This window comes from Bacteroides sedimenti (genome assembly GCF_040365225.1).
Taxonomy (GTDB): domain Bacteria; phylum Bacteroidota; class Bacteroidia; order Bacteroidales; family Bacteroidaceae; genus Bacteroides; species Bacteroides sedimenti.
Map to the genome: position 1 here is coordinate 3,031,029 of NZ_AP028055.1, position 25,524 is coordinate 3,056,552.

General features: G+C 40.9%; 22 protein-coding genes and 1 tRNA gene. 10 read left to right on the plus strand and 13 right to left on the minus strand.

Annotation, left to right across the window (positions count from 1 at the left end):
* Positions 1 to 116 precede the first annotated feature (116 nt).
* The 7 genes from ABWU87_RS12165 to ABWU87_RS12195 all read left to right on the plus strand — a co-directional run bounded on the left by ABWU87_RS12165 (position 117) and on the right by ABWU87_RS12195 (position 7,736).
* A complete protein-coding gene (locus ABWU87_RS12165) occupies positions 117 to 1,097 on the plus strand; it encodes a GntR family transcriptional regulator (protein ID WP_353331080.1) in 981 nt (326 codons plus the stop codon).
* A 90-nt stretch (positions 1,098 to 1,187) separates the two neighbouring features.
* Positions 1,188 to 2,957 (plus strand): L-fucose isomerase, encoded by a 1,770-nt coding sequence (gene fucI / locus ABWU87_RS12170; protein ID WP_353331082.1) that lies wholly within the window; start codon positions 1,188 to 1,190, stop codon positions 2,955 to 2,957.
* Between the two features lie 183 nt (positions 2,958 to 3,140).
* A protein-coding gene (prfB, locus tag ABWU87_RS12175; RefSeq protein ID WP_353331083.1) for a peptide chain release factor 2 occupies positions 3,141 to 4,260 on the plus strand; the annotation gives its coding sequence in 2 pieces (ribosomal slippage) (positions 3,141 to 3,203 and positions 3,205 to 4,260; 1,119 coding nt in all).
* Between the two features lie 145 nt (positions 4,261 to 4,405).
* Positions 4,406 to 4,537 carry a hypothetical protein gene (locus ABWU87_RS12180; RefSeq protein ID WP_353331085.1) on the plus strand — a complete coding sequence of 44 codons (132 nt, stop codon included), beginning with the start codon at positions 4,406 to 4,408 and terminating at the stop codon, positions 4,535 to 4,537.
* Between the two features lie 79 nt (positions 4,538 to 4,616).
* Positions 4,617 to 5,933, plus strand: a complete 1,317-nt coding sequence (locus tag ABWU87_RS12185; RefSeq protein ID WP_353331087.1) for an OprO/OprP family phosphate-selective porin — start codon at positions 4,617 to 4,619, stop codon at positions 5,931 to 5,933.
* A gap of 1 nt (position 5,934) precedes the next feature.
* Positions 5,935 to 6,405 carry a CYTH domain-containing protein gene (locus ABWU87_RS12190; RefSeq protein WP_353331089.1) on the plus strand — a complete coding sequence of 157 codons (471 nt, stop codon included), beginning with the start codon at positions 5,935 to 5,937 and terminating at the stop codon, positions 6,403 to 6,405.
* Between the two features lie 26 nt (positions 6,406 to 6,431).
* On the plus strand, positions 6,432 to 7,736 hold the full coding sequence (locus tag ABWU87_RS12195) for an MgtC/SapB family protein (RefSeq protein ID WP_353331091.1): 1,305 nt from the start codon (positions 6,432 to 6,434) through the stop codon (positions 7,734 to 7,736).
* Positions 7,737 to 7,872: 136 nt separating this feature from the next.
* Here the strand turns inward: ABWU87_RS12195 and ABWU87_RS12200 are convergent, their stop codons facing one another.
* The 10 genes from ABWU87_RS12200 to ABWU87_RS12245 all read right to left on the minus strand — a co-directional run bounded on the left by ABWU87_RS12200 (position 7,873) and on the right by ABWU87_RS12245 (position 17,947).
* Positions 7,873 to 9,114, minus strand: a complete 1,242-nt coding sequence (locus ABWU87_RS12200) for an OmpA family protein (RefSeq protein ID WP_353331093.1) — start codon at positions 9,112 to 9,114, stop codon at positions 7,873 to 7,875.
* Positions 9,115 to 9,146: 32 nt separating this feature from the next.
* Entirely contained in the window at positions 9,147 to 9,716 is a 570-nt protein-coding gene (locus tag ABWU87_RS12205; RefSeq protein WP_353331095.1) for a Yip1 family protein, read from the minus strand.
* 40 nt (positions 9,717 to 9,756) lie between these two features.
* Entirely contained in the window at positions 9,757 to 10,263 is a 507-nt protein-coding gene (locus tag ABWU87_RS12210; protein ID WP_353331097.1) for a DUF4251 domain-containing protein, read from the minus strand.
* 568 nt (positions 10,264 to 10,831) lie between these two features.
* Positions 10,832 to 11,716 carry a 1-acyl-sn-glycerol-3-phosphate acyltransferase gene (locus tag ABWU87_RS12215; RefSeq protein ID WP_353331099.1) on the minus strand — a complete coding sequence of 295 codons (885 nt, stop codon included), beginning with the start codon at positions 11,714 to 11,716 and terminating at the stop codon, positions 10,832 to 10,834.
* A 35-nt stretch (positions 11,717 to 11,751) separates the two neighbouring features.
* A complete protein-coding gene (locus ABWU87_RS12220) occupies positions 11,752 to 12,180 on the minus strand; it encodes a GtrA family protein (protein WP_353331101.1) in 429 nt (142 codons plus the stop codon).
* Complete coding sequence (locus tag ABWU87_RS12225) at positions 12,173 to 12,883, minus strand: CDP-alcohol phosphatidyltransferase family protein (protein ID WP_353331103.1); 711 nt, start codon at positions 12,881 to 12,883, stop codon at positions 12,173 to 12,175. The genes ABWU87_RS12220 and ABWU87_RS12225 overlap by 8 nt, the downstream gene beginning before the upstream one ends.
* Before the next feature lie 225 nt (positions 12,884 to 13,108).
* Positions 13,109 to 13,190 (minus strand) — tRNA-Leu (locus ABWU87_RS12230).
* An 87-nt stretch (positions 13,191 to 13,277) separates the two neighbouring features.
* Complete coding sequence (locus tag ABWU87_RS12235; protein ID WP_353331105.1) at positions 13,278 to 14,300, minus strand: S41 family peptidase; 1,023 nt, start codon at positions 14,298 to 14,300, stop codon at positions 13,278 to 13,280.
* Positions 14,301 to 14,323: 23 nt separating this feature from the next.
* Positions 14,324 to 15,172, minus strand: a complete 849-nt coding sequence (locus ABWU87_RS12240; protein ID WP_353331107.1) for a DUF3316 domain-containing protein — start codon at positions 15,170 to 15,172, stop codon at positions 14,324 to 14,326.
* Positions 15,173 to 15,220: 48 nt separating this feature from the next.
* Positions 15,221 to 17,947 carry a DNA gyrase/topoisomerase IV subunit A gene (locus ABWU87_RS12245; RefSeq protein WP_353331109.1) on the minus strand — a complete coding sequence of 909 codons (2,727 nt, stop codon included), beginning with the start codon at positions 17,945 to 17,947 and terminating at the stop codon, positions 15,221 to 15,223.
* A 162-nt stretch (positions 17,948 to 18,109) separates the two neighbouring features.
* On the opposite strand from ABWU87_RS12245, the gene ABWU87_RS12250 reads away from it, so the two are divergent.
* Positions 18,110 to 19,651: a glycine--tRNA ligase gene (locus ABWU87_RS12250; protein WP_353331111.1), complete on the plus strand. Its 1,542-nt coding sequence runs from the start codon at positions 18,110 to 18,112 to the stop codon at positions 19,649 to 19,651.
* Between the two features lie 13 nt (positions 19,652 to 19,664).
* Positions 19,665 to 20,222, plus strand: a complete 558-nt coding sequence (locus ABWU87_RS12255) for an FKBP-type peptidyl-prolyl cis-trans isomerase (RefSeq protein WP_353331113.1) — start codon at positions 19,665 to 19,667, stop codon at positions 20,220 to 20,222.
* 234 nt (positions 20,223 to 20,456) lie between these two features.
* Here the strand turns inward: ABWU87_RS12255 and ABWU87_RS12260 are convergent, their stop codons facing one another.
* Positions 20,457 to 21,977, minus strand: a complete 1,521-nt coding sequence (locus ABWU87_RS12260) for a GH3 auxin-responsive promoter family protein (RefSeq protein ID WP_353331115.1) — start codon at positions 21,975 to 21,977, stop codon at positions 20,457 to 20,459.
* Positions 21,978 to 22,128: 151 nt separating this feature from the next.
* Here ABWU87_RS12260 and ABWU87_RS12265 point away from each other — a divergent pair, with 151 nt between their 5' ends.
* Entirely contained in the window at positions 22,129 to 23,139 is a 1,011-nt protein-coding gene (locus ABWU87_RS12265) for an ATP-dependent 6-phosphofructokinase (RefSeq protein ID WP_353331117.1), read from the plus strand.
* A 170-nt stretch (positions 23,140 to 23,309) separates the two neighbouring features.
* Here ABWU87_RS12265 and rnc read toward each other — a convergent pair whose 3' ends face one another.
* Both rnc and fabF read right to left on the minus strand, forming a co-directional pair.
* Positions 23,310 to 24,281 (minus strand): ribonuclease III, encoded by a 972-nt coding sequence (gene rnc, locus ABWU87_RS12270; RefSeq protein ID WP_353334468.1) that lies wholly within the window; start codon positions 24,279 to 24,281, stop codon positions 23,310 to 23,312.
* Positions 24,247 to 25,509: a beta-ketoacyl-ACP synthase II gene (gene fabF / locus ABWU87_RS12275; protein ID WP_353331119.1), complete on the minus strand. Its 1,263-nt coding sequence runs from the start codon at positions 25,507 to 25,509 to the stop codon at positions 24,247 to 24,249. Before fabF ends, rnc begins: the two co-directional genes overlap by 35 nt.
* Positions 25,510 to 25,524: the final 15 nt, after the last annotated feature.

Sequence of the window (25,524 nt, forward strand, 5' to 3'; positions counted from 1 at the left end):
TTACGAGATATCCCTTTTTGTGTTATGAAACATATTTAGAATACTTGTTTATCTTGTATAATATATCTTCCTTTGCACCGCAGCATAGTTCAGCATGGTTTAGTAATAGTAACTGGATGAAAAAAGAGTTTGGACAGCAGACAACAAAGGTTAAGCAACTGGCAGATGCAATCAGTCAGGAGATATCTATGGGTGCCTATAAAATAGGCGACCTGCTTCCTTCTATCAACCAGCTGAGTGCAGATTATAAAGTCTCCAGAGATACTGTTTTTAAGGCTTTTCTTGATTTACGCGAACGTGGGGCCATTGATTCCACTCCCGGGAAAGGATATTATGTGAAGAACAAGCTCAACAACGTGCTCTTGTTGCTCGACCAGTATTCTCCTTTCAAGGATGTACTTTACAACAGTTTCATAAAAAAACTTCCTGCAGGATATAAGGTAGACCTGCTTTTCCATCAATACAATGAGCGGTTGTTCAAAACATTGATTCGTGAATCGGCAGGACGATATAATAAATACATTGTGATGAATTTCAGCAACGAGAAGTTCTCGAATGTACTTAGTAAGATTGACCCGAACAAGCTCTTACTGCTCGACTTTGGAAAGTTTGACAAGTCTTCATACTCATATATCTGTCAGGATTTTGATGAGGGATTATACAAAAGCCTTGAATCCGTACTCACTAACCTGAAGAGATATAAAAAACTTGTACTGGTTTTCCCGAAAGATTTAATGCATCCTCAAAGCAGTAAGGAATATTTTGAGAAGTTCTGTACTGATTACGGCTTTCTTTGTGAAATTGCCGATTCATTGGATGAATGTAAGCTGCAATCAGGTGTGGCATATTTGGTAATTAAGCTGCAAGATGTGGTTGATATTATTAAGCAAAGCAGAATATTGGGACTTAAATGTGGAAAAGATATAGGTGTGCTGGCCTATAATGATATTCCTTCATACGAAGTAATTGATAATGGCATTACGGCACTGACAATAGACTGGCAAAGTATGGGAGCGAAAGCGGCCGACTTTGTTATTAAGAACAAACAAATAACAGAATATCTGCCGACTGAGGTGATAATGAGAAGCTCTTTATAGCTTTTTTTTATCCATATAAATCAGCACAGTTCGGTATGGATTTATGAGTTTAACAAACAATACAACAACACCTTATTACTTGAAAGAATTATGAAAAACTATCCTAAAATCGGGATTCGTCCTACAATTGACGGCCGTCAGGGCGGAGTCAGGGAAAGTCTGGAAGAAAAGACTATGAACCTGGCTAAAGCTGTTGCAGATTTAATCTCCTCGAACCTGAAAAATGGCGATGGGTCACCAGTGGAGTGTGTAATTGCCGACGGAACCATCGGTCGGGTGGCTGAATCTGCTGCCTGTGCTGAGAAATTTGAATGCGAAGGGGTAGGAGCCACCATTACAGTAACATCATGTTGGTGCTATGGTGCTGAAACAATGGATATGAATCCTTACTACCCGAAAGCGGTATGGGGATTTAACGGAACAGAACGTCCGGGAGCGGTTTATCTGGCGGCAGTGCTGGCGGGTCATGCCCAGAAAGGACTTCCTGCTTTCGGAATTTACGGACGCGATGTACAAGATATAGAAGACAATACGATTCCTGCAGATGTGGCAGAAAAGATCCTTCGGTTTGCCCGTGCGGCACAAGCTGTGGCTACCATGAGAGGAAAATCTTATCTTTCAATCGGAAGTGTATCAATGGGTATAGCCGGTTCTATTGTTAGCCCCGAATTCTTCCAGGAATACCTGGGCATGCGCAATGAATCGGTTGATATGAGTGAAATTATCCGTCGTGTAAACGAAGGAATTTATGATAAAGAGGAATTTGCCAAAGCAATGGCATGGACCGAGAAATATTGTAAGTGCAATGAGGGAGCTGATTTTAACACTCCCGAAAAGATTAAAACACGCAAGGAAAAGGATGCCGACTGGGAATTTGTGGTTAGGATGACCATAATCATACGTGACCTGATGCAAGGCAACCCCAGATTGAAAGAACTGGGATTCAAGGAAGAGGCACTGGGGCATAATGCCATAGCTGCCGGTTTTCAGGGACAACGTCAATGGACCGACTTTATGCCGAATGGCGATTTTTCTGAAGCAATGCTGAATACCTCTTTCGATTGGAACGGAATTCGTGAGGCATTTGTATTGGCTACTGAAAACGATGCATGCAATGGTGTAGCTATGCTTTTCGGTCATTTGCTAACAAATACAGCCCAGATATTCTCTGACGTGCGTACCTTCTGGAGCCCTGAAGCTGTGGAAAGGGTAACCGGAAAGAAACTGACAGGGAAAGCCGCCAACGGGATTATTCACCTGATTAATTCGGGTGCTACAACTCTTGATGGAACTGGACAACAAACAAAAGATGGCAAACCTGCGATGAAACCATCTTGGGAAATTACCGAAAGCGAGGTTGAAGAGTGCCTAGCTGCAACAACCTGGTATCCGGCAAGTCGTGATTACTTCCGCGGAGGTGGCTATTCTTCCAACTTCTTCACCAAAGGAGAGATGCCGGTTACAATGTCGCGACTGAACCTGGTGAAAGGTCTTGGACCTGTGCTTCAAATAGCCGAAGGATGGACCGTTGAACTTGATCCGGAAGTGAATCTTACATTAACACTTCGCACCGACAAAACATGGCCAACGACATGGTTCGTTCCTCGTTTGTGCGACAGAAACGGCTTTAAAGATGTTTATTCAGTGATGAACAACTGGGGAGCCAACCATGGGGCGATCAGTTACGGCCATATTGGCAAAGATCTGATTACTCTGGCTTCGATGCTCCGAATTCCGGTGTGCATGCACAATGTGGAAGATGATGAAATCTTCCGTCCTGCTGCATGGAATGCTTTTGGCATGGATAAAGAAGGAGCCGATTACCGTGCATGTGATAATTATGGACCAATATATAAGTAACAGCAATTACTAAATCCTAACTTTCAAACTTTCATTATCACCTGACAGGCAGCAGCAAATCTTTGCTGCTGTCTTTTTTTTGTGCTCGGGGTAATTATAATTTGTGCTATTTTAAAGCTATCTCTTTTACTGCTAATAAAATAATATCTATCTTTGCACCCTCAAATTTAACTAAAATCAGAGATGATAACAATCGAACAACTTAAAGACGTGAAAGAGCGCACCGATGCGCTGAGGAGGTATCTTTGACATCGACAGTAAATTAATTCAAGTCGAAGAGGAACAATTAAGAACACAGGCACCAGGATTCTGGGACGACGCAAAAGCGGCAGAAGCTCAGATGAAAAAGGTAAAAGGAATCCAGGGATGGATTGACGGCTACAATGAAATGAAGACACTGGCCGATGAGCTGGAACTGGCTTTTGATTTCTATAAGGATGAGCTGGTTACAGAAAAAGAAGTAGACGACAACTATGCCAAGGCCATTGAAACGCTTGAAAACCTGGAGCTTAAAAATATGCTTCGTCAGGAAGCGGACCAGTTAGGCTGTGTGCTGAAGATTAATTCAGGCGCGGGTGGTACAGAAAGTCAGGATTGGGCTTCAATGTTGATGCGTATGTATATGCGCTGGGTTGAAGCCAATAACTACAAACTTACAGTAGTTAACCTGTTGGAAGGAGACGAAGCCGGAATCAAATCGGTAACACTGCAAATAGAAGGCGATTATGCCTATGGCTATCTGAAAGGAGAGAACGGAGTACACCGATTGGTACGTGTTTCACCTTATAATGCGCAGGGAAAACGAATGACCTCTTTTGCCTCTGTATTCGTAACGCCACTGGTTGATGACACCATAGAAATAGAAATTAATCCGGCCGATTACACTTGGGACACCTTCCGCTCGGGAGGTGCTGGTGGACAGAACGTAAATAAGGTTGAAACGGGAGTTCGTATTCGATATAACTATAAAGACCCGGATACCGGTGAAACCCGCGAAATTCTTATTGAAAACACGGAAAGCCGTTCGCAGTTGGATAACCGTGAAAACGCCATGCGATTACTTCGTTCACAATTGTATGACATTGCCCTTCAGAAAAAGATGGCTTTGCAGGCAAAAGTGGAAGCAGGAAAGAAGAAAATTGAATGGGGTTCACAAATTCGCAGTTACGTGTTTGATGACCGTCGCGTGAAAGACCACCGTACAAATTTCCAAACCTCTGATGTAGGTGGGGTGATGGATGGTAAGATTGATGGATTCATCAAGGCTTATCTGATGGAATTTGCCGGGGAATCGGAAGAATAAAATGACTTTTAAATGGCAATGATCACTTGTAGGATTCTGTTTTCTGAATTAGGAAAAGTTTTAATAATATTGTTTGCAATATATTTTTTTAATTTCTAATTTTGGAAAAACGCAAGGATCATGTTAAACTTAATAATTTAATGCCATGGGAAAGAATAAAAAAGCACTGAATGCTAAAAAAGAGGAACAGCAGGCCAAAAGGGTTTTCGAGATTGTAATCATTGTATTGATTATTCTCTGTCTGATTATTTTGCTCAGCTCTTCTTTCTTTTCATAATAATCTGGCGGAAAAAGGAATTTCTCCCTTTTCCGCTTCTTTATTTTTTCCTGAGGCAGCATAAATCACAGTTTTCAATATGAATAAATTTTCTTTGCTACCTTTAGCATGTCTGTTTACAGCATCAACTTTGGCTTTTGCAGGCGAACCAGGATCAGTTTCTGAAAGTAAAAAGAATGAGTCCTCAGTTTTTAACTTATCTCAGAGTGATCTGAAAATTTCGTTTGGCGGACGTATCCAGATGGATGCTGCTTCTTATTACGGAAGTGATTTTCAACACATGGCAAATGGCGTAGGTTTTCGCCGCGTTCGTCTCAATACCAATGCTTCTTTCGGGAAAAATCTTTCAGGAAAAGTAGAAATAGAAGCTGCCGGTGGCGCTTTTGCACTGAAAGATTGTTTTATCAAGTATGATTTTCTTAATGGATTGAACTTCCGTCTGGGTAATTTTCAGGAAGGTTTTTCGATGTTGACCATGACCTCTTCGGGCGATTTCCTCTTCATTGAACACCCGAATGTAGTTTCTGCCTTTTCACCGGAATATCATATCGGCCTTCAGGGAGCTTATCAGAAAGGACAATTCTTGGGACAGGCTGGTGTTCATTTCCAGAAAATAAACGGTAGTACAGAGAAGGATTATGTGGATGCAAGTTTGAAGAATGGACAGGATGAAGGTGTTTCGTACACATTCCGAACAATATGGATGCCATTATCAAAGTCAAAAACAAGTGGATTCCATTTAGGGGCAGCCGCTTCTTACCGTACTCCTAAAACAGATGGAGGTAACTTTATCCCCAATACGGTGAGATACAGCACGGCTTCACTGACCGGAATTGATAAAGTTAAATACATGGATACAAAAGCAATCAATAAAGTGGATCACGATTGGCTTTTAGGCGGCGAACTGGCTGCATACAGTCACGGGCTCCGTTTCCAAAGTGAATATATCCTGAACCAGACTCACCGTATGGAGGGTTTGCCAACTGAAAAGTTTAACGGATATTATGCTGAAGCTGCCTGCATGCTGTTTGGCGGTCAACAAAAGTATGTTGCCGGCAAAGGTGCTTTTACCCAGCCAACCTGTGGAAAAGAGTGGGGAGATATTGAAGTGGCAGCACGTTATGACCGTCTTGATATGAATTCCATCAATGTCAAAGGGGGACAATCGGATGCATTAACCTTGGGCGTAAACTATTATGCCAGTAAATATCTTAAATTTCAATTAAATTACTCTTATGTGAACCACGATATATATGCCAATGGCGGTGGAACCATCGGAGTAGGATATACGAGCAACGGAGAGGTCACTAAAGAACCTGCAAAGGTTGATGAAAGTCGTGGCAAGTCGGGCAATAATTACAGTATTGTCACTCTTCGTGCTCAACTAAACTTCTAAAATGGCACAGGAGATTGAGCGGAAGTTCTTAGTGAAAGGGGAGTTCAAGCCAGAGGCTTATTCCTCCAGTCACATCGTACAAGGATACATAAGCAGTGTGCGTGGGCGCACTGTCCGTGTACGGATTCGCGATGAAAAGGGATATCTCACCATTAAAGGTGCGGCCAATGCTTCGGGCACAAGCCGCTACGAATGGGAAAAAGAGATTCCGCTTGGAGAGGCGCAAGAACTGATGAAGCTTTGTGAGCCCGGCATTATCGATAAAACCAGGTATCTGGTGAGAAGCGGACGCCATATCTTTGAAATAGACGAGTTTTGCGGGGAAAATGAGGGGCTTGTAATAGCCGAAGTGGAACTGGGCTCGGAAGATGAATCTTTTGAGAAGCCTCCTTTTGTAGGCGAAGAGGTAACCGGAGATATCCGTTATTACAATTCGCAACTGATGAAGAATCCTTATTCCAACTGGAAATAGTACCATATAACTTAAAATAAATGATTATGGAGAAGTTCTATCAATTGTTCCCTCAGGAACTGGTTACATTTGTACTGGTAACGTTGTTTTCACTCCTCATAGGTCTTTCACAGCGTAAGTTGAGCCTGAAGAAGGAGGGAGAAGGGGTTGAGAAAACCTTTTTTGGAACCGACCGCACCTTTACTTTCATTGGGATACTAGGCTACCTTCTCTATATTCTTGATCCGGCCAATCTTATACCTTTTATGGGAGGTGGATTTGCACTGGTCATTCTTTTCGGGCTGAACTATTATGTAAAAATGTCTCAGCACAATATCTTTGGAATTACCAGCATTGTTACCGGACTGATAACCTATTGTCTGGCGCCCATTGTGGTTACGCAGCCCTCCTGGTTTTATGTCATGGTGGTGGTCACCGTACTTCTGTTTTCGGAAATGAAACACACCTTTGTTGAGATTGCCCAACATATGCAGAACGACGAGATGATTACCCTTGCCAAGTTCCTGGCAATTAGTGGTATTATCCTTCCGATGCTTCCAAATGAGAACTTGATTCCCGGTATTAATCTTACTCCTTATACCATTTGGTTGGCTACAGTCGTGGTTTCTGGTATATCCTACCTCTCTTACCTGCTGAAAAGATATGTTTTCAAGGAGTCGGGGACACTGCTCTCGGGCATTATTGGCGGACTTTACAGCAGCACTGCCACTATTTCGGTGCTGGCACGCCGATGCAAGCATGCAAAAGAGAGGGAAATTCCAGATTATGTAGCTTCAATGCTTATGGCAGTGAGCATGATGTATCTGCGGTTACTGATTCTGATACCTATCTTCAGTCTCAAGATTTTCGTGTCAGCCTATCCCTATCTGCTTATAATGGCTGTTGTTTCGGCGGCTGTGGCATGGTATATTCATAAAAAAGGTGATTCTACGGAGGCTATGGAAAAGACAGAGGACGACGACGATGATAGCAGTAACCCGCTAGAGTTTAAGGTTGCCCTGATTTTTGCTTTCTTATTTGTATTGTTCACGGTGGTTACTCATTACACCCTGATCTATACCGGAACCGGAGGACTCAATGTTCTTTCCTTCTTATCAGGTTTGAGCGATATTACCCCGTTTATCTTAACGCTGCTTCAAGATACCGGAAGCGTGGCGATAGGTGTGGCAGTAGCATGTATAATGCAGGCTATTATCAGCAACAACCTGATGAAGATGTGCTATGCACTCTTCTTCTCGGGCAGAAGGAAAGAGATGCTCCCTTTCCTGACTACCGGTTTTTCTGTTGTTATAGCCGTTAATGTAGCTCTACTTATCTTCTTTTATCTCTAGTTTCTCCGGAAATAAACAAATAGTAAGCAGCCCTCTTATTTTTCTCAGGATTCTGAAGAAATTGATAAGGGGGCTGCTTTGTTCTCTTTTACCAGGCTTTGAATTAAGTGTGATCAAGAGAACTTTCGTTTATGTATTACAGTTTAATAAACTCAACTCTACGGTTCTTAGCCTTGTTCTCAACGCTGTTATTGGTTGCAATGGGTTCTGTCTTGCCTTTGCCGTCTGTTTCAATTCTGGAGCCATCAATCTTGAATTCATCAATTAGGCATTGCTTCACGTTTGCAGCTCTTCTTTTCGAAAGGTCCAGATTCATGGCGTCATCGCCATCGCTGTCGGTATGACCAACAATCTTTATCCTTACCGCTGGGTTCTCATTCAGAACATTAGCAATATCCCGGATTGAACCATAAGATTCAGGCTTTACCACATCTTTTCCCGTATCGAAATAAATGCCATACGAAATAACCTTTCCTTCGGTAAGCAATTTGCTTCGTGTATCTGGTGAAGCGGTGGTTATTTTCAGGTTGGTGATGTAGGGCAGACTGTTGCGGTCCCACCCGTTGAATACAATTTTGTTGAACTTGGTCGTGCTATGAATATTGGTCGGAATATCCAGCACTTTTGCTCCCTGGTGGTATATCCGTACTCTTCTTTTCTGCACCCAGATAATTACGTGGTTCACCTTTTCCTTTACCACCGGATTTATTTCCGATGAACCGCTCAATGATTCACCGCCCGATTTGTTTTCATATCCTGTGGTTTCCCAACGGTCGTCCACGATAATGAGTTTCAAACCATGCAAGCCCGGCCATGCATCATCATTTATCTCTTGTGGCCTCTGAGGGTCTTCTTCATACATATTCAATATTATTCCCCGGGAATAGTTCTTGTCCGGAATAAAGTCGAACTCAAAAATAAAGTTTTCGGGGAATGCAATCTTTTTAGTATAGCAATATACCCCATCTTTGCCGTTAAGATGGAACCAGTTTCCCGGTGCAATATTTACCTTTTTAACTTCACCGGTACTGTTTCCTGTCCAGTTTGTAGGAAAGTCCCCAATAGCATCCTGCGAGAAATCTTCGAAATAGATAATCTTATCACCCGGCACAAAATCGTATTTTGAATAGCTTTCCAAACCACCTTTTTCTTCATCTCCCTGAGGATTTACCTTGCCTTGGTCATCTTTATTCTTATTTTCGGTCTTTTTATCCTTTTTATTCAGCTCCTTGTCGATTGTTTGGTCAGTCTTCTTTTCTAACTTCTTTTCGACCTTGTCTGTTACCTTATCACCCAATTTCTTAAGCCATCCCTGTGCATTGGAATTGGTGCAGAGAAACAGGAACATAACTAAATAGAAAATGCTGCTTTTTTTCATGGCACTAATTGTTTGAAATGCAGTCTACTGCTTTAAAAAAGAATGAATAAAGCTCCAAGCAGTAGTGAAATTAATATAGATACGATTATGACAAAGACTATGGATGTGAGGAAATAGGAAGTAACTTTGTCTTCCGGTGTTTTCATCATAGGTGCGATGCCCAGATAGAGTATGTAGAGTCCGTACAATCCGAAGATTACTGCAATGCCCGACAGGCTTGGTATAATATAGAGAATGCCTGCCACGCACATTGGTGTATAAGAATATGCAACCAACTGGAATGCTTTATCAAAACTTTCTGTGGAAGCAAACTTAGGGGCCAACCAGGTTAAGATAAAAGCTGATAGATAAGCTCCTAAAATAATACCTACAAACGAGGTTACTGCCTGACGGACGGCCATATCCATTAAGCCTATATGAATGTCAATTACCCTATATCCAACTAATCCATAGCCTATCAGGTTTCCAACTGCGGGAATTATTGCCAGCAGAATCAGGTATGTTGTTAATACCTGGGTTGAATTCTTTTGTTCAGAGTCAATAACCAGCCATTCGGTTTTGGGAGAAAGGATGATTCTTTTTGCTCGCTCGATAATATTCATAGTGTTTTGATCTTTAATTTGTTATTTGACAATCATGATTCTATTTCTTTTGTTTGTGTAATTCATATTGAAAATTACCGTGATAGGAAATTCCTTGCCTGTTGATCGGAGTAACATAAATGTCAGCTTTACCAGATGTATAAATGGAAATAGAATAAGTGATATTATCATCTGGCGAACTTGTTTTGAATTGTATGTTAGCAGTACCGTCTTTCTTATATTTCAGTTCATAGTTGGTTATTGGAGCATTAAAGATCAGCCCGCTACCGCCACCATAAGGAATATTATATGCTACACCATAGTATGGAAGATATGAATAAACGGAGTCATTCCTTACTGTTAAGCTGTACATGGAAGTCAGGTTGATGCTTGCCCCTGTCATGGGATAGGCTATATCTACATCGATCTTAATCTTTTGAGCATTTACCAACTCCTTGATGGCATTGATCCTTGCTTCTTTTTTCTCCTTTTTACTCTGAGCGTTTACCGGCAAAGAGAGCCCTAACACGAGGACAAGCAGATAAATAAGTTTATTTGTACTTTTCATATCTGTAGATTTTTATATTTCAGATATAAAACGTTTTAAATACTTGAAATGTTCCCTCGATAATGAACTGATATTGTATTATTTCTATAAAAAAAGTGAATGAAAAAAGATAATTGTCAGTTGCTGTTGTTTGCACATTTATCTATGTAAATCAGTCTAGATTATAAGAAAGAAGTTTATAGGTCAAAATATAGTTATACAGACTTAAAGATGAGAAAAATTCTTGTGTAACCTGGCTGTGGTTGGTCTGAAAAGCTGTATTAAGCTATTCTTTATAATTGAAAGTTCTGAGTCCGGATGAAATATCAGGTAAACGTAATGGCCTTTATTTATTTGAATGCCTCTAAAATTATCTTTGACCCGGGTGGAGAAGCTGGGTACATCCGGGTGTAAGGGGGCTGTACATCCGGATTTAGAGATATCGTACACCCGGGTGTACAGAGGAACTTATCACCTTCTTTTTTATAAAGGTTATTACCGATAATTGAACATGTGTCTTCAGTAATAAACTTTCTGGGAAAGTTGTTTAGCTATTGCCTGGTTCGCTAATAGATTCTGAAGCACAATTTTATTGCTCGGATTCTGGTTTTTTATTCAAGTCAATTACTGTTCTGGGAATAAAGCTTTCTGGAACCGGCATATCATAGACAGATTTCCGTAAGAATGTGCGCAGCGATTGCCAGTCCTTGAATTGTTGCTGCTCTTCGACTGAGATTAGCTTTCCTATTCCGATGCGAGGATTTTGCTTACTTTTATTGAATACCTCATAAGGCATCCTTACAAGCCTTACCTTCCAGTCTATCAGCCCCAGTGAAAAGAAGAAGGGAGAATTCTGATCAAAGAATCGGATGGGTACAATAGGAACCTCCGCCTTCTGAATAAGCCGTATTATGCTTTCCTGCCATTCACGATCTCTGACGCACCTGTCGCGCAAACTGAGATCAGATACGGCACCTGAAGGAAAGAAACCGACAGGATGTCCCTCCTTTAATCGATTTAGTGTTTCGCGGATGCCGTTAACGCTTGCAGTAGAGATGCCATTGTCTTTTTTACCTTTTGGTCTGACAGGAATAAAATTTTCTTCCATTGCCTTAATCTGGCAAAGGAACTGGTTGACCATTACCTTGTAATCCGGACGTATGCCAGCCATTAAATCAATTAGCATAATTCCGTCGAGTCCGCCATAAGGATGGTTCGAAATGGTAATGAATGCTCCCTCGGGAAGGTGTTTTAGCCGTTCTATATTCCCTATGCGGTAATTTACTCCGAGGTCATTCAACAAACTTGCTGCAAAACTGGAGCCGGAATGTTCGCACGAATTTGCGTACAATCTGTTAACCTTATCCATTGCAAATAAACGTATTGCAAATTTTGCCAAGTGGTTTCCTACTTTCCCTTTGAATATGGGTGAGATGTTTTCCAGATCTGTTATGTCAATTAATTCTTTTTCCAAACCGATATAATAGATTTATTAATACTAGACTCCTGTTAAAGTTTGCTTTTGATAGAGTTGGGAGCGCTTTTCTTAAATACCCAGTAATGCTGAAGGGTATAGTTTATTCCTAGAGAGACAATCAGATCGGTTATTATGCGGCTAAACTCATAACTTATATGATGAAATGTTGTAATATAATAGGTTCCGCCCGCCTTTAGCAGGATGCTGTTAATAACAACAAATGCAAACCGGGTTAGTTGTTTCCAGTAAGAATATTTATAATTGCAACTCTTTGATTGAAAAGTCCAGGACTTGTTTAAGGAAAAATTGATGAATGCGCCCACTATTCCGCCAATGGCGATTGAGACTGTATAATGTACACCTAGAAGTTCGGTGCATAAAATCATGATTATATAGTCAACTATTCCGCCTATTCCAGATGATATCTGGGCTTTAGTGAACACAAATAGTTTTTCAATCATCTCCTTTATTCAGTTTGTTTTCTCTATCAGTAATGTCGCGTGAATCTGCCATATTCAGTAGCTTGTTGGTATCAGTCAGATTGGCAATGAAAAGCATGATACAGATAATGACTCCCGAATAAATAATAGAATCTTCAATAAGCACTTCGAGTATTAAAATCATCGAAATAAGGATTCTTACTTCCGTTGGGCCGAATAAGCCGCTGTCTATGCTGTATTTATCTGTAATTTTATATCTTAGTAAAGTTGTAATCATTTCCCAGCCGTACATAACTACGAAACCGAATCCCAGGAATTTCCATGGGCCATCAACGTATATCACGTATCCCAAACCTATCAGTATTGTTGTAATCCAGTCGACAGTGATATCCAGCGAGAAACCGTACCATTTACGAGGAGTTTTACGGTAATAGGCAATTCTTCCATCGAGCGAATCGCCCAGCCAGTTGATAGCAAATCCCAGAATACCCAATAAGAGGTAGTTGATGTGGATATAGGCTGCAAGTACGAAACTACCTGCGGTAATTATGCTTCCAACCATCCCGATCGAGGTTAGCATGTTCGGGGTGATGCAGGATGGAGTATGCTCCACAAGAAAAGCAAGTGCTTTCTGTTCCTGAACCTTAAGTAGGTTAGTTCGATGGCGTCCTTTTGAAATGGTATTTAATGTTTCTATTTTGTCACGTGATAGCTTATTTCTCATTATGCTGTTTTAAAATTAATAAAATCATTAACAAGCTGTTAATTTTGTGTTGTAGCGATGTGTATTTGGGCAAAGGTAAAGAAAAGATTTAATTTATGTGAATTTCTTTTCGTGAAACATTATTAATAACTGTTGTAAAGAACTGTTTTTGGAATGTTTTATAAAGAATTTGAGGGAAGAAGGAGGAATAAAAAAGACCCGCAAGTATCTTGCAGGTCTTTTAAGTGCGGCTGAAGGGACTCGAACCCCCACGACTCTCGTCACCAGATCCTAAGTCTGGCGCGGCTACCAATTACGCCACAGCCGCTTTTGCGGTTGATATCGCACTTTTTTGTTTAGCGATGCAAAGGTAGGAATAATTTTCTATTCTCCAAACAAAATGCCTATTTATTTCCTATTGTTTTAAAAATGCACGTGCTCGTTCAATGATGGTATCTATCCCTCTGTTATAGTCTGCAGAAGTAATATCTACTTTAATATCAGGATCTATACCCCATTCTATCTGGCTCATATCGGAAGCATAATGGGGGCTGGAAGAAAACCGTACACTCCATCCGTTAGGCAGTTCAGAAGAGGTGGGAAGACCCGATCCACCACCGGTTTTATCGCCGATGATTGTAACCAGAGGCAAAATTCGCATACTGTTTACAAAGTCGTTTGTAGCACTATAACTGCGACGATTGGTCAGTACCGCTACTTTCTTTTGCCATCGGATACTGTTTGATGGTTCCAGGTATATTGGGTAAGGATCAGAAAAATCGTTATGGCCGGTTCCCAGTTTGTGTCTTATATATCCAGTCAATACTTTTTTATTGGTAAACCGTTCAGCAAATTTGGTTGCGTTGGTTATAGTTCCGCCTCCGTTACTCCGTACATCAATAATAAGTCCGTCACAAATGGCCATATAATTTAGTACTTCATCCAGATTTCCACTTCCAATGCCATTAGAAAAGCTGCTATAGTAGATGTATCCGATATTATCTTCCAGAATTTTGTATTTAATTCCAGAGGCAATTCGGTAATTATTACCCAGATATTTTTTCTGGATTGTATCATTGAAGTTCATGGGGTAATCTTCATACCATTTCCAGTAACGCGAAACATCGTGTGCCGAGAAGAGGTTGACGTGTCCGTCCTTTAACTCTGCAAGCATATCTCCCAAAACTTCGAAAAGTCCTTCGTTAGTCATATCCGGAGTTATCCGTTTCTTGTACTTGGTATGAATAGCGTTCCAGTCAATTTTCTTATAATCTAAAAAGCAGTATTGTTCATCAATAATCTTCCAGAGTGCTTCAAAGTTTCCCTCGGGAGTGTTGCTATTGGTGTCTTCCTCCACACATGAAGATAAAGGGAGCAATAACAGGCATAATACAATACTCTGCAAGATATGATAGTTTATATTTTTTGGTAATTTCATTTCAATAAATAGCTCGGTTCATTCTAATACGCTTTCATCCGGGAAGGGAGTAAATCTCCATCCTTGTGTTTAACACGGTAGAGCTCTTTTACAAACCCTGCCATAAAAATATGCGAATAAGTATGTGTTTTTAGCTGGTTGACGTTAGACTGCTGAATATCCCAGAGATAACTTAACCTGAGTTTGGCGCTTAAGACCGGAAAATCGAGCGATAAAAGCTGTCGGATAGCAGGTTGTGTTTTAGGAGTGGTGAATTTTATCACACCATCGCTGTTGCCCAATGTGAATATCTCGTAGTAAGACTGCCCATAGTTGGGAGAGAAAAGCACTCCGGCCACAGGCACATTGGCCTGATACCTGGCTACAAAAGGAATGTTTTTAATATGAAATCTATAAATAGCCATTCCCGAAGCTGCCAGATTTATATATGCTTTAGCTGACGCAGGGTTGTTTGTGTTTTGCAGGTTGTAAACAAAACCACAGTTGAAATCGCCCAGAGCGCCGGCAAGCAGCTTCAGGTTATTGCCCAGGCGAAATTGATAGTGCAGCCCATAGTCCCAGTTCACCAATCCGGCGAAGGTATTATTATTGTCTACCTTGTTGTGGGTATAGGATAGATTTGCCTGAAAAATATTCTGCAGCGAAATATTTCCATCGAAAAGGCGGGTAAGCCTCATTGACTCACGATATATCCGTCCTTCAACACCCATGTACTCCTGTGGGGAGAGATAGGTATCCAGAATCTTTGTATATCCCACACCATAAGATGTGGCACGGGTAATGTAGCGGTTGGCCTCGGGAAAATCTTTCTGAGCGGATAGTTTTCCGCTCAGTCCAATCAGAATTGCAATTAACGCAGCGCTTTTTCTCATCAATCTATTCTGTTTAGGGAGATCGTTAGGAGCCATCAGGCACCTTTATCAGAACAATTTCATCTGTCCTGTGATCTCGTCAATAATGTCGTTCTCACTCTTCTCACTGTCCGGATCCATATTTTCTACTTCCGTCTGTTCTTCTTCTATTTCTTCGCTTTCGCGTTCAGGGAATCGGGTTGGCTCCAGCTCATTAATAGCCTCAATAGTAAATGTACTTATTCGCTTACCTTTTGCCTTGAACCCTTTAACACTGATAAATTCATCCGCATCAATGATCAGAGTTTCACGGAAATTGTCATTCCCTCCGAAAATAACCTCCAGTCGTGGATAGTATTCGTCAGTAAGTAGTATCAGTTTATTATCCTTGTTTTCGCCCAAGTAATTCTGTTTACGGTTAGATGCCTCAAAACAGAAGCGTTTCAGGTATGGATAATTTTGCTGATCGGCATCATAAAGTGCTGCCGACCATACTTTGTTGGGATCGTACTTTTCAACGATGCTCACATTGTCTTCGTAATGGTTGCTCAGGTCAAAGTTTGTTGTATAGAACTCTCCGTTATTCAGTACCACCAGTATACTGTCTTCACTTTGAAACTCTCCCAGAAATTCACCACGTCCGTCATAATTAAGTCGCAATACATCACGGTCAAACCATACTTTGCGCCCCCCAAGCGTAGATCCTCCTTTTTGTTTCAAACTAATTTTGTGAACATCATTTTTGGTCAGAATGTTCCCCATAGACTGACGTCCTTTGATTGCAATTTCACTAAAATCTTTTTCAAAGATAATCTTGCGAATTCGTGGGTTGGGTTTCAGTGTAACCTTGATTACTTCGGCTTCACCGTTAGGATTTGCTGTAAAGTAAACAATGCGCGATCCCGGAGTACCTTGTGTTACATCGTATTCTTTATCGCGGGTCATGGCGGTTACGTTAAATCGCTTGATGTAATGGAATCCATCTTTCCCATCACGATATATAACGTTATAGATAGTTCGCTTATCATTCTTTTTAAAGATGTTCACATACAGTATGTTTTTGCCCACAAACATCTTATCGGCCACGCGTACTATCTTGTATTTTCCGTCACGATAGAATATTATCACATCATCAATATCCGAACAGTTGGCTATATATTCGTCTTTTTTCAGTGATGTTCCAATAAATCCTTCCTCACGGTTTATATATAGTTTTTCGTTAGCTTCCACCACTTTTGCCGCCACGATAGTGTCAAAATTGCGGATTTCGGTAAGACGAGGAAATTTTTTACCATATTTATTCTTTAACATGGTGAACCAATCTACTGTGAATTCCACAATATTAGCCAGATGGCGGTCTATCTCCTCTATTTCACTCTTCATGCGTGCAATCTGTTCCTCCGCTTTGTCAGAGTTGAATTTCAGGATCCTACCCATTTTTATTTCCATCAGCTTGAGGATATCTTCTTTGGTTACTTCACGTACAAAAAGAGGGTAGTAAGGTGTTAGCCGGGTATCAATATGTTCGCAAGCTTCATCCATAGACTTTGCTTGTTCAAACTCTTTGTCTTTATAGATTCGTTCTTCAATAAAAATCTTCTCCAAAGAAGAAAAGTGGAGGCTTTCCAGCAACTCTCCTTTTTGGATAAGCAACTCTTGCCGTAAAAGGCTCAATGTATTATCTACCGATTTTTTCAACACATCACTAACCTTAAGGAAGTGTGGTTTATGCTCGTCTATAACACAGCAGTTTGGTGAAATGCTGATTTCACAATCGGTAAAGGCATAAAGAGCGTCGATAGTTTTGTCTGAAGAGACTCCAGGTGCCAGGTGAACAAGAATTTCCACCTCAGCAGCCGTGTTGTCATCTACTTTCCGTATTTTGATTTTCCCTTTTTCAACTGCCTTCAGAATTGATTCGATTACAGATGTAGTGTTTTTACCATATGGTATTTCTGTAATTACCAGTGTCTTGTTATCTAACTTGGTAATTTTGGAACGTACTTTTACTGAACCTCCGCGTTCTCCGTCGTTATACCGGGATACGTCTATTGATCCACCGGTCTGGAAGTCAGGATAGAGCTGAAATTCTTCTCCGTGTAGGTAAGAGATAGAGGCATCGCATAGCTCATTAAAATTATGCGGTAATATTTTAGAAGAGAGTCCCACGGCAATACCTTCCACGCCCTGTGCCAACAGCAGCGGAAATTTTACCGGAAGAGTGATAGGCTCCTTATTACGACCGTCGTATGAGAGTTTCCAGTCTGTAGTTTTTGGATTGAAAACCACATCGAGGGCAAACTTAGAAAGACGTGCTTCAATGTAACGAGGAGCTGCTGCACCATCACCGGTAAGTATATTACCCCAGTTTCCCTGGCAGTCAACAAGCAGATCCTTCTGTCCCAGTTGTACCAATGCATCTCCGATAGAAGCATCCCCATGAGGGTGAAACTGCATAGTGTGACCTACAATATTTGCCACTTTGTTATAACGTCCGTCGTCCAACCGCTTCATTGAATGAAGGATGCGTCGTTGAACCGGTTTAAATCCATCGTTAATGTGAGGTACGGCACGTTCCAGAATTACATAGGATGCGTAATCCAGAAACCAATTCTGATACATGCCCGATAGTTGGTGCTTGATGCTTTCATCGGAATTTCCGGCCGGTTTATAATCAGAGTGGTCGTTGCTTTCTGCCAATTCATCTTCAGTGGTTTGTCCTTCTGCGATTTGATCTTCAGAAGAAAAAAACTCATCATCATTCAATTCGTTTTGGTCGATTGTGTCGTTGCTCATAAATATTCTTTTCCCCTTTTTCTATCTTGTTTTAACAACAAATTAAGTTTTTTACACCTATATAGGATGATGTCAAGGCAAAAATACGAATTAAATTGAAAAAAATCATTTACTTTGCACTTTATTTCTAATGAACTAGCTTACAAGTAAAATAAGAAGTATATGGCACAAGAAGATGTTTTTAAGAAAATAGTATCGCACTGTAAAGAGTATGGGTATGTATTTCCTTCCAGCGATATTTATGATGGGTTAGGGGCTGTGTATGATTACGGCCAAATGGGAGTTGAGTTAAAGAATAATATCAAAAAATACTGGTGGGACAGCATGGTGTTGCTGCACGAAAATATCGTGGGTATTGACTCGGCTATCTTTATGCACCCCACTATTTGGAAGGCTTCCGGTCATGTGGATGCTTTTAATGATCCGTTGATTGACAACAAGGATTCTAAAAAACGTTATCGTGCCGATGTGCTGATTGAAGACCAATTGGCTAAGTATGATGAGAAAATTAACAAAGAAGTCGAAAAAGCGCGGAAAAGATTCGGAGAATCGTTTGATGAAGCGCAGTTCCGTGCTACCAATGGCCGTGTTCTTGAAAATCAGAACAAGCGTGATGCTTTGCACGAAAGATTTGCTAAAGCATTGAATGATGGAAATCTTGAAGAGCTACGTCAGATTATTCTTGATGAAGAGATTGTTTGCCCTATTTCAGGAACAAGAAATTGGACAGAAGTGCGTCAGTTCAACCTAATGTTCTCAACAGAAATGGGTTCAACCAGCGATGGTGCTATGAAAGTATACCTTCGTCCGGAAACGGCTCAGGGTATTTTTGTGAATTACCTTAATGTGCAGAAAACCGGCCGCATGAAGATTCCTTTCGGTATTGCTCAGATTGGTAAGGCATTCCGTAATGAGATTGTGGCTCGTCAGTTCATTTTCCGTATGCGTGAGTTCGAACAGATGGAAATGCAGTTCTTTGTTCGTCCGGGCGAGGAGTTGACTTGGTTCCAAAGCTGGAAAGAACAACGTTTGAAATGGCACAAAGCTCTTGGTCTAGGTGATACAAAATATCGTTATCACGATCATGATAAGTTGGCACACTATGCAAATGCGGCAACTGATATTGAATTTGAAATGCCATTCGGCTTTAAGGAGGTTGAGGGTATTCACTCTCGTACCGACTTTGACCTTAGCCAACATGAAAAATATTGTGGAAAGAACATCAAGTATTTCGATCCGGAACTGAACGAATCATATACTCCGTATGTTGTTGAAACTTCAATCGGTGTTGACCGTATGTTCCTTAGCATAGTATGCTCTTCTTATTGCGAAGAGAAACTTGAAAATGGCGAAACACGAGTAGTCTTGAGACTGCCTGCTGCTCTTGCTCCGGTGAAACTGGCCGTAATGCCGTTGGTTAAGAAAGATGGCCTTCCTGAAAAGGCACGTGAAATTATCAATCAACTGAAGTTCCAGTTTAACTGTCAGTACGATGAAAAAGACTCTATTGGTAAACGCTATCGTCGTCAGGATGCTATTGGTACTCCTTACTGTGTGACCGTGGACCATCAAACGCTGGAAGACAACTGTGTAACCATTCGTCACCGTGACAGCATGGAACAGGAACGCGTCTCTATATCTGAATTAAGCAATATCATTGCAGATAAAGTTAGCATTACTAGTCTGCTCAAGAAGCTGATTTAAACTCATAAATAGTATGAATAAAAAGATATTTCTATTGCCGGCATTACTACTGATGCTTTTTGCTTTTTTCTCATGTAATGAGACCAACGGAGTTGATGAGTATGCTAACTGGCAAAACCGTAATCAAACCTTTATTGATTCGCTGCAAAATGTGATTGACACCAAATCGAACCCTAATCTTTTTGTGGTACCTTTGATGAGTACTACAAAATACAAAATCTACGCTGAGAAGGTTGCGGGGTACAATGAAATTGGCAGTCGTCCTTTGGATACGGATACTGTGCAGGTTTATTATAGAGGTAAGCTGATTAACGGTGAGGTTTTTGATCAGTGTTTTACGGGTGTGAATCCCAGTCCGGAATTCGATGTACCGTTTAAAACGGTTGTTGGATCTGGTGTGATTACCGGCTGGACTGAAGTGCTTCGCCAGATGAAGAAAGGAGAACGTTGGATTGTTTATATTCCTCATCAGCTGGCTTATGGTACTGCTGGAAGCGGAAAAATCCTTGGGTATTCGACACTTATTTTTGATATGAACCTAGTTAATATCTGGAGCCCGAAAGGGAAGTAAAATCAGCTTTGATAAGATAAAAGAAAAAGGGGTTGTCCAAGATACTGGATCAACCCCCTTTTTTATCTTTTTTTTCGGGTTTATCGAAGGTCATTTTCAAATGTTCAACTTTCAGAGACTCAATTTTACTTTTTGAAAAGTGTCGATTTTATTTAATCTAACCTAATCTGAACACAAGACAAAGTAAGCACTCAGCTTAACTTTTGTTCTTAAATGGATTAAATATACTGATTGTTACTGAGAGACTGAGTTATTTAAAAGAAGCATCTCCTCAATATGTTCTCTTGTATTGCACAAACGAGGTACTTTATGTTGGCCTCCCAGCTTTCCCTTCTCCTTGAGCCAGTCGTGAAACAGGTTTTTTCGGGCAATAATTACTTCCAACGGTTGTAATGCAATCTCTTTATACCGCTTGGCTTCGTAATCGGAATTTAGCTCTTTGAGAGAAGTATCCAATATTGTTGCAAAGTGTTCTACTGAATCGGGCATCCGGGCAAATTCAATCAACCATTGGTGTCTGCATTTGGCATTCTTATCCATAAAAACAGGAGCAGCTGAATATTCACTGACCTGTGCGCCGGTAGCTGCACATGCTTTTGCCAGCCCTTTTTCAGCATTATCAACGATTAGTTCCTCACCGAATGCGTTTATAAAGTGCTTTGTTCTTCCGGTAATGACAAATTTATAAGGATTCCTAGATGTGAATTTGATGGTATCTCCAATTAGATATCGCCATAAACCGCAGGAAGTGCTTATAACCATTGCATAATTCTTCTGCAACTCCACGTCGGCCAGACAAACAGTTTCCGGCTTTTCTTTTCCTAGTTCGTCCATACTGATGAACTCATAAAAGATTCCATAGTCTATCATCAGCATCATCGAAGGATCTGAAAGGTCGTTCTGAATCCCGAAGAACCCTTCCGAAGCGTTGTAGGTCTCAACATAGTGCATCTTATCCGAAGTGATGAGCTGGTTGTATTGTTCGCGGTAGGGGGTAAAGCTTACACCTCCATGGAAAAACACTTCCAGATTTGGCCATACCTCCTCCAGTTTCTGCTTACCAGTAATTTCAAGCACCCTTTTTATAAGTACCAGGAACCAGGAGGGAACCCCGGACAAGCTGGTAACATTTTGATGTATTGTATCTTGTGCTATTCGTTCAATCTTGCTTTCCCATTCGCTCATCAATGCAACTTCTTTGTTGGGGACGCGTATTAGATTAACCAGAGGGTTGATGTTCTGTATTAATATGGCAGATAAATCTCCTACCAGACTATGTTTTGAATTCAGGCCAGGGCTATGGCTTCCTCCCAGAATTAATCCTTTTCCTGAGAAAAAACGGCTTTCCGGATTAATTCGTGAATAAAGAGCAACACAATCTTGTCCGCCTCTGTAATGTATATTCTTCAGAGCTTCTTTGCTGACAGGCAGGAACTTGCTCTTGTCATTTGTGGTTCCTGACGACTTTGCAAACCAAAGGATTTTTGAAGGCCAAAGCAGATTTTGTTCTCCCTCGCGCAATCTCTTAACATATGGCTTTATTTCTTCGTAGGTTTGTAATGGAACACGATTTTTAAAATCTTCATAGTTCCTGATGTTATTATAGTCAAATTTATTTCCCCACTCAGTATGACGAGCCTGATGTATTAATTCTTCAAGAACCTTACCTTGAATTGATGCGGCTTTAGTATTGTATAAATCGAGCTCTTTAAGACGAGGTATGAATAATTTGTTTATCAGCTTTGTAGTGTTCATTATAAATTTGATCAAATTCTAGTAATCTAATGCAAAAATAACCTTATTTATTAATAAAAAATATTCATCTCTTTATTTTTTTTGTTGTTTTATAAAATGCATCTATTTTTTTCTACCTTTACACACAGATCAATATTAAATTAATTAAGGTATGAGAATCGGGATACTGACTTCAGGTGGCGATTGCCCGGGGATCAATGCAACCATCAGAGGGGTTTGCAAAACAGCAATGAATTATTATGGAATGGAAGTAGTTGGTATTCACAGCGGTTTTCAAGGCTTGCTGACCAATGATGTGGAGTTCTTTACAGAAAAGACGATATCTGGGTTACTCAACCAAGGAGGAACAATTCTGGGAACCTCTCGTGAGAAACCATTTAAAAAGAAAGGAGTCCCTCCCGGTGTTAATAAACCTGCCATCATGGAGGAGAATATTCACAAACTGGGACTTGACTGTGTGGTATGCATAGGCGGCAACGGTACCCAGAAAACTGCTTTGAAGATGGCTGCAATGGGACTTAATGTGGTTTCTGTTCCTAAAACTATAGACAACGATATTTGGGGGACCGACTTTTCGTTTGGATTTGACACGGCAGTTTCAATCGCTACTGATGCCATTGATCGGCTTCATTCCACCGCAAGTTCTCATAAACGAGTAATGGTGATTGAAGTAATGGGACATAAAGCAGGATGGATTGCTCTTTATTCAGGTATGGCTGGAGGAGGAGATGTAATATTGATTCCGGAAATAAAATATGATATCAGGAATGTTGGAGAGACAATTATGACGCGCCTCAAAAAGGGGAAACCTTATTCCATTGTGGTAGTGGCAGAAGGAATTGAAACCGATGGAAATAAAAGAGCTGCGGAGTATATTGCTCATGAAATTGAACGTGAAACCGGGATTGAATCACGCCAGACGGTTTTGGGATACATTCAGAGAGGAGGATCGCCTACACCTTTTGACAGGAACCTTTCTACCCGTATGGGAGGGCATGCCACAGAACTCATTGCAAATGGGCAGTTTGGACGAATGATTACATTGCAGGGTAATGAAATTTCTTCGTTGCCACTGAGTGAAGTTGCTGGAAAGCTCAAGATGGTAACTGAAGATCACGATTTAGTTGTTCAGGGAAGACACATGGGTGTTTGTTTTGGATGATGTATCAGCTCCATTTTCGGTTGAAAGAAAGAAGTCGAACTCTTCACGATCATTAAGAATCGTATTCATATATCAAATTCTGGTTACGAGTCTTCTTTCAGCCGGAATTTTTAATTGCTACAAGAGCCTTTGTAATGTTGCTCACTGCTTAAATAATACCGCGATGGAGCCTATACTGACGTTTGATAGGTAGCTATTTCCTTATCTGTGCATTCGGTTGTGTCTTCGTTTCCGTCAATGTATTCCGTAGTTTCGGAGCTGTTAGAATTCTCACCTATGGGATTGATGCTGGTTGTTTCCTCCGGAGCAGATGCAATCACAGCAGCTTCAACTCTTTTTTTAGCAGCATCAAAAACTTCATCCAGAAAGTTTGGAGTGGTTTGTACCTTTTTCATTGCCATCTTAGCTGCATTTTGTTGCGATTCTTTTTTAGAATAACCAATTCCAGTTCCTGCCGAAAGTCCTTCAATCAGAACTTCGGACTGAAAGATAGGATTAGATTCTTTATCCAGAAATTGCTCAATCAGCTCGAAAGAGACTATTACCTTGTTTTTTTGTGTCCATTCAATCAGTTTGGACTTGAAATTCACCTCCTTGCGCGCTACTTTTTCCAGGTCAATAAATCGTTTGATGATCTTCTCTTCCATGAAATATTTGCAGGCTGCATATCCCCGGTCAATATATATTGCACCGATCAATGCTTCGAAGGCATTTCCGCACATATAACTGTTATGAGAGGAGGTGCGGGTGGAATATTTAATCAGTTTGTCGAGACCTATTTCGACAGCCAGTTTGTTTAGCGTTTCCCTCTGAACTATTTTTGAACGGGTATTGGTTAGGAATCCTTCTCTTTTACCTTCAAATTGTTTAAAAACAATATCTGCCACGATGGCATCGAGGATTGCATCGCCAAGGAATTCTAGTCGTTCGTTGTTAAGCGGACGTCCTTTTTCAGACTTTACAGCAGTTGATTTATGCAACAAGGCCTGTTCGTAAAGGCTGATATTGTGGGGGTAGAAACCCAAAATAGAATAAAAACGAGAATAAGACTCTTTGTCCTTGCGGAACAAGAGCCTTATTCTATCTATTTTGTTATTTAGCACGATTTTATTCGCTGTACTTTTTAAAGATAACGCATGCATTGTGGCCACCAAAACCAAAGGTATTAGAGAGTGCTACATTAACTTCACGCTTTTGCGCCTTGTTGAAGGTTAAATTCAGGTTATAATCAATGTTTTCGTCATTATCTCCTTCTTCATGGTTGATAGTAGGAGGTACGATACCATTTTTTATAGCAAGAATACTTGCAATCGCTTCTACAGCTCCGGCCGCACCTAGTAGGTGACCGGTCATCGATTTAGTTGAACTGATGTTCAGCTTGAAAGCATGTTCGCCAAATACATTTTTGATTGCTTTAGATTCAGAAATGTCACCAACTGGAGTTGATGTTCCGTGAACGTTGATGTAATCAACCTCTTCCGGTTTCATTTCTGCGTCTTCCAATGCATTTTGCATCACTAATCTAGCTCCAAGTCCTTCCGGGTGTGAAGCTGTCAGGTGATAAGCATCGGCTGACATACCTGATCCAACAATCTCAGCATAAATTTTGGCACCACGTGCTTTAGCGTGTTCCAGTTCTTCCAGAACGAGGCATCCGCCACCTTCTCCCATTACGAATCCATCACGGCTTGCGCTAAATGGGCGGGACGCCTTTGCTGCTTCATCATTTCTGGTAGATAAAGCGTGCATTGCGTTAAATCCACCAACTCCGGCTGCAGTGATTGCTGCTTCGGAACCTCCGGTAACAATAACATTCGCTTTATTCAATCGGATATAGTTGAATGCATCGGCAATGGCATTCGAAGATGTTGCACATGCAGATGTTGTTGCAAAGTTCGGGCCATGGAAACCATACATGATAGAAATTTGGCCAGCTGCAATATCCGAAATCATTTTGGGGATAAAGAAGGGGTTAAACTTCGGACCGTTTTCCTTGTTCAAGGTGTAGTTCCCAACTTCTTCTTCAAAAGTCTGGATACCACCAATACCGGCTCCAAAGATTACACCAATTCTGTTTAAGTCCTCTTTTTCAAGGTCAAGTTCAGAGTCTGTTACGGCTTGTTTAGCTACAGCAACTGCATACTGTGTGTAACGGTCCATCTTTCTTGCCTCTTTGCGGTCGATGTATTGATTCGCATCGAATCCTTTTACTTCGCACGCAAATTGAGTCTTAAACAGTGACGCATCAAAATGAGTAATAGGTCCTGCTCCGCTCACACCGTTGATCAGGTTTTCCCAGAACTCGGGAACAGTGTTTCCTAATGGAGTAATGGCGCCAAGACCTGTTACTACTACTCTTTTTAATTCCATATGATGAAATCAGAA

Excerpts from the sequence above, each read along its gene's own strand:
- ABWU87_RS12165 (WP_353331080.1), top strand. The coding sequence starts at position 117 with ATGAAAAAAGAGTTTGGACAGCAGACAACAAAGGTTAAGCAACTGGCA.
- fucI (WP_353331082.1), top strand. The coding sequence starts at position 1,188 with ATGAAAAACTATCCTAAAATCGGGATTCGTCCTACAATTGACGGCCGT.
- ABWU87_RS12180 (WP_353331085.1), top strand. The coding sequence starts at position 4,406 with ATGGGAAAGAATAAAAAAGCACTGAATGCTAAAAAAGAGGAACAGCAG.
- ABWU87_RS12185 (WP_353331087.1), top strand. The coding sequence starts at position 4,617 with ATGAATAAATTTTCTTTGCTACCTTTAGCATGTCTGTTTACAGCATCA.
- ABWU87_RS12190 (WP_353331089.1), top strand. The coding sequence starts at position 5,935 with ATGGCACAGGAGATTGAGCGGAAGTTCTTAGTGAAAGGGGAGTTCAAG.
- ABWU87_RS12195 (WP_353331091.1), top strand. The coding sequence starts at position 6,432 with ATGGAGAAGTTCTATCAATTGTTCCCTCAGGAACTGGTTACATTTGTA.
- ABWU87_RS12200 (WP_353331093.1), bottom strand. The coding sequence starts at position 9,114 with ATGAAAAAAAGCAGCATTTTCTATTTAGTTATGTTCCTGTTTCTCTGC.
- ABWU87_RS12205 (WP_353331095.1), bottom strand. The coding sequence starts at position 9,716 with ATGAATATTATCGAGCGAGCAAAAAGAATCATCCTTTCTCCCAAAACC.
- ABWU87_RS12210 (WP_353331097.1), bottom strand. The coding sequence starts at position 10,263 with ATGAAAAGTACAAATAAACTTATTTATCTGCTTGTCCTCGTGTTAGGG.
- ABWU87_RS12220 (WP_353331101.1), bottom strand. The coding sequence starts at position 12,180 with ATGATTGAAAAACTATTTGTGTTCACTAAAGCCCAGATATCATCTGGA.
- ABWU87_RS12225 (WP_353331103.1), bottom strand. The coding sequence starts at position 12,883 with ATGAGAAATAAGCTATCACGTGACAAAATAGAAACATTAAATACCATT.
- ABWU87_RS12235 (WP_353331105.1), bottom strand. The coding sequence starts at position 14,300 with ATGAAATTACCAAAAAATATAAACTATCATATCTTGCAGAGTATTGTA.
- ABWU87_RS12240 (WP_353331107.1), bottom strand. The coding sequence starts at position 15,172 with ATGAGAAAAAGCGCTGCGTTAATTGCAATTCTGATTGGACTGAGCGGA.
- ABWU87_RS12245 (WP_353331109.1), bottom strand. The coding sequence starts at position 17,947 with ATGAGCAACGACACAATCGACCAAAACGAATTGAATGATGATGAGTTT.
- ABWU87_RS12250 (WP_353331111.1), top strand. The coding sequence starts at position 18,110 with ATGGCACAAGAAGATGTTTTTAAGAAAATAGTATCGCACTGTAAAGAG.
- ABWU87_RS12255 (WP_353331113.1), top strand. The coding sequence starts at position 19,665 with ATGAATAAAAAGATATTTCTATTGCCGGCATTACTACTGATGCTTTTT.
- ABWU87_RS12260 (WP_353331115.1), bottom strand. The coding sequence starts at position 21,977 with ATGAACACTACAAAGCTGATAAACAAATTATTCATACCTCGTCTTAAA.
- ABWU87_RS12265 (WP_353331117.1), top strand. The coding sequence starts at position 22,129 with ATGAGAATCGGGATACTGACTTCAGGTGGCGATTGCCCGGGGATCAAT.
- rnc (WP_353334468.1), bottom strand. The coding sequence starts at position 24,281 with ATGCATGCGTTATCTTTAAAAAGTACAGCGAATAAAATCGTGCTAAAT.
- fabF (WP_353331119.1), bottom strand. The coding sequence starts at position 25,509 with ATGGAATTAAAAAGAGTAGTAGTAACAGGTCTTGGCGCCATTACTCCA.